This is a genomic window from uncultured Campylobacter sp. (genome assembly GCF_938045535.1).
Lineage (GTDB): Bacteria > Campylobacterota > Campylobacteria > Campylobacterales > Campylobacteraceae > Campylobacter_B.
In genome coordinates this window covers 1-3306 of sequence record NZ_CALIMQ010000160.1, presented here as the reverse complement: position 1 = coordinate 3306, position 3306 = coordinate 1, and the positions used below count along the sequence as shown (strand labels likewise).

Genomic DNA, 3306 nt, shown 5'->3' with positions numbered 1-3306 from the left:
ATTTATTTTATTATATAAATTTATATAAGTTTCAATTCCCAACGGGATGGAATTCTACAGGGCTAGAGATCGATTACGCGACCGCGAGAGGGTAGTTTCAATTCCCAACGGGATGAAATTCTACTATTTGAATCGGCAGAATTCTTATCCAAAGCGTCGTTTCAATTCCCAACGGGATGAAATTCTACAAAAAAGGATTTTATGGAGTTTTAAATTTACTTGTGTTTCAATTCCCAACGGGATGAAATTCTACAGCACGAATTTTGCCATTTTTCTAGGTAGAAAGTGTTAGAAGTATATATTTTTATGCCTTAAAATGGACTAAATTTAAAAAAGCTCCCGATTGCTCAATGCCCAAAATTAGGCATTTCAGAATCTTAAAAGCAACTTTATCGCTATCTATATGTATCGTGAGTGCAAATGTTAAAATCTAAATATAAAGATATTCAAAAATCGAAGTGTGAATAATAAAAAGCTGAAATTTTAAAAACATATGTGTTTTTAAAGCCAATTCGTTCGCCGTTCCGTGCTTCAGATCAAATTTATTTCAAAAGCACATGCATCTTAAGAGGGCGTAATCTATAGGCGTAAGTGATTCTAGTTAAGATTAAAAAAGCATAAATTAAGCTCGAAGCCCTGAGACCTACCGCCATACCAGCCCCTCGTAAGGCACGCCTTCACAGACGTATTTTTTAATCTGATTTGCCTCGCGACGGATGATTTGACGCCAGGTTAGGTTCTGTCCCGCTACATTTGCGCAAGATGATAGTTTCTCGATCATTTTTAGCTCGATCTTTTGCATCGCTTCTTTACCAAATCGAATACGCCCCGCGTCCGTTTCAAAATCTTTTGCCGTAATCTCGCGCTTGTTTAACATTCCGAAAATTAATCTATCGCCTAAAATAGGCTTAAAAATCTCTGCAAGATCTAGATGTAGGCTTAACGCGCGGTAGTTTGGCTCGTGTAAAAAGCCGATGCGCGGATCAAGCTCGGTTTTGTAAATTTCGCTGAGGCAGACGTTATAAATACGCGTATTTACGTAGCTAATGAGGGCATTAATTTTATCCGCCGGCGGGCGTTTGGAACGCGTCGTAAATTTAAAACTGCGCTGATCCTCGATGATTTCGTTCCATGCCGCGAAATACCGCTTGGCAAAGCCGCCTTCCACCGCCATTACTGCTGCTATGTCGCATACGCGCGCTAGGGCATCCAGATGCGGCGCAGTATCGAGCAAGACGCCGTAAGCCTTGCAATTAATGGCTGCATTTAAGATGCGAACGCGAGTAATCTCGCGAGCGATAAAAAGGCGCTTAGAAAGATCATCAAAAGCCCGCAACTGCGCCAAAAGCACAAAGCCACTTTTATTTACAGAATTTGAAGTATTCGGGAACAAACTGCCGCGAAAGCTCTGATAGGCGCTAAAAATATGCAGCAAAATGTTATTATCAGCCAAAAATGCCATAGTATAAGTGTCAAGCTCTACTCGCGCCAAAATATAAATTTCATCAATTGCGTTAATCGGCAAAATTTTACTAGTTAAAATTCCGCCCTCGTCGTTAAATTTATCGAAGTATAGATTATTATCTTTACGGCGCAATCGGCCTGGGCTCAAAATAAAATGCGTGCGATCCGATTTTTGCATACTTTATCCTTAAATTTTAGCTGAATATTGCCTCGTTTTTATCGCACCCGATGACGAGACGCTGTGAATATTTGAGCGAATTAAAAGTATAAATTACTACCGAATCAAGCTTACTGGCGCATTCTTTTTGCAAAATCGCCATTAATTTTTTAAGATCGCTCGCTCTGATTTCACCCTCAAAAACACTGAATTGCACGCGAGGCAGAAACTTCTCAACCGCCTTTCGGACGCGCGCAGCGTTATTTTTCTCCTTTTCGTCGCTGCTTGAAATATCGTAAAATAAAATAGCGTACATTCTATCTCCTAAATGCAATAATCACGATAAGCGCAACTCTCGCAAATCTTTTGCGGGCTAAATTTAGGCGGCTTTAACTCATTCACAAGGGCGGCGATGCTGTTTAGAATTGTTTCGATTTTAGTGAAATTCTCGACATTATCCTCAATGGCTATGACGGTTTTGCCGCTAATTAATTTGCCTTTTACCTCTTTTAAATTTAAGCCCGTTTTTAAAAGATAGATGTAAAAAAGTAGCTGCATCTTGCCTGCTTCTGGATTTTTTAGGCTCTTTTTATATTCGGTGATGAGATAATGTCCGCGCTGCTTGGAAAGCTTATCAAATTTCAAATTTGAAAATGCGAATTCCTGCAAACCGTTCTCTTTGATATCCGCTAGTGCCTTGCCCATCAGCACGTTTTCATCTTCCTGATTGGCGTGAATATTGTGTGCGTAAAGCCATGCCTCGCGCTTGCAGGTGATGTAATAATTCACGAGCGTACCGGTGATTTGGTCCTTGCAAAACATTAGTCGAAAAACTCTTCGGCAATCGTAAGTTTAGGAAGAAAACCATCAAATTTATTATAGAAATTGCCTGGCGGTAAGATATATCTGCCAAAATAATCTTTTAAAGTGGTTTTATAATCTTTTTTAAGTTCTTCTAGTAAATTTTTACCAACGGATATAGTATATAATCCCAAATCTTTTTCCGAATCTTTAATTTCTGCAATAATTTTAAATTTATCGTCATTTGATTGTAACAATTTATCCCGATTATCTAAAAACTCGCTGAAATGCCCACTATATTGTTCTACAAAAAGCGAGACCTTCCAGTCCTGCTTAGGCATAAAATTTTCATTAAATTTTCTAAATAATGTTTGAAATTTCAGGTTTTTAGCGTATTGCAATAAATCTACGCTAGTCGTTTCATTCTTTGTACTTTCAAAATAGCTCTCTAAGACATTATAAATTTCGCTCTCTTTTATATTTTGCGATAGAATTTCCTTTATCTTATCCTCTTGCAGATCCGTATCGTGATATGGAAATGATTTACCTTCTAAATAATCAAAAACTATAACTTTTGCAGGCCTATCTGACAAGCCTTCACGATTTACTCTACCCGCAGCTTGAATGATAGAGCCAAAGGGAGCGAACTCTCGAAAACCTATATCAAAGCTAAGACCGCCCCCCGCCTCTATCAGCTGCGTTGCAATCAAAATAATCTTTTTACCACTACTTAATTTAACTTTTATCTCGTCAATAATCTCAACTCTGTGAAGTGGAATTTGGTGCGTAGTCAAAAGATAGACGCTATCTTTATTCTCGCTTTTGTTTTTTATGACTTCATATAGCTTTTTAGCTTTTGAGATGGTATTTACGACACAAAGTAC

The 3306-nt window shown here is 38.3% G+C and carries 3 protein-coding genes and 1 pseudogene; all 4 read right to left on the bottom strand.

What is annotated here, in order from left to right; genetic code table 11:
- Nucleotides 1-643: 643 nt before the first annotated feature.
- Nucleotides 644-1642, bottom strand: coding sequence for a CRISPR-associated endonuclease Cas1 (gene cas1, locus Q0095_RS05080; protein ID WP_297881961.1), 999 nt, complete (start codon nucleotides 1640-1642; stop codon nucleotides 644-646).
- A 16-nt stretch (nucleotides 1643-1658) separates the two neighbouring features.
- Nucleotides 1659-1937, bottom strand: a complete 279-nt coding sequence (cas2, locus tag Q0095_RS05075; RefSeq protein WP_005869129.1) for a CRISPR-associated endonuclease Cas2 — start codon at nucleotides 1935-1937, stop codon at nucleotides 1659-1661.
- Nucleotides 1938-1945: 8 nt separating this feature from the next.
- Nucleotides 1946-2443: a Dna2/Cas4 domain-containing protein gene (locus tag Q0095_RS05070; protein ID WP_297881958.1), complete on the bottom strand. Its 498-nt coding sequence runs from the start codon at nucleotides 2441-2443 to the stop codon at nucleotides 1946-1948.
- A pseudogene (locus tag Q0095_RS05065) lies at nucleotides 2443-3306 on the bottom strand (hypothetical protein); the annotation flags it as partial. The gene Q0095_RS05070 and the pseudogene Q0095_RS05065, both read right to left, overlap by 1 nt.

What these genes read in the sequence shown, in the direction of transcription:
- cas1 (WP_297881961.1), bottom strand. Translation starts at nt 1,642, where the DNA reads ATGCAAAAATCGGATCGCACGCATTTTATTTTGAGCCCAGGCCGATTG.
- cas2 (WP_005869129.1), bottom strand. Translation starts at nt 1,937, where the DNA reads ATGTACGCTATTTTATTTTACGATATTTCAAGCAGCGACGAAAAGGAG.
- Q0095_RS05070 (WP_297881958.1), bottom strand. Translation starts at nt 2,443, where the DNA reads ATGTTTTGCAAGGACCAAATCACCGGTACGCTCGTGAATTATTACATC.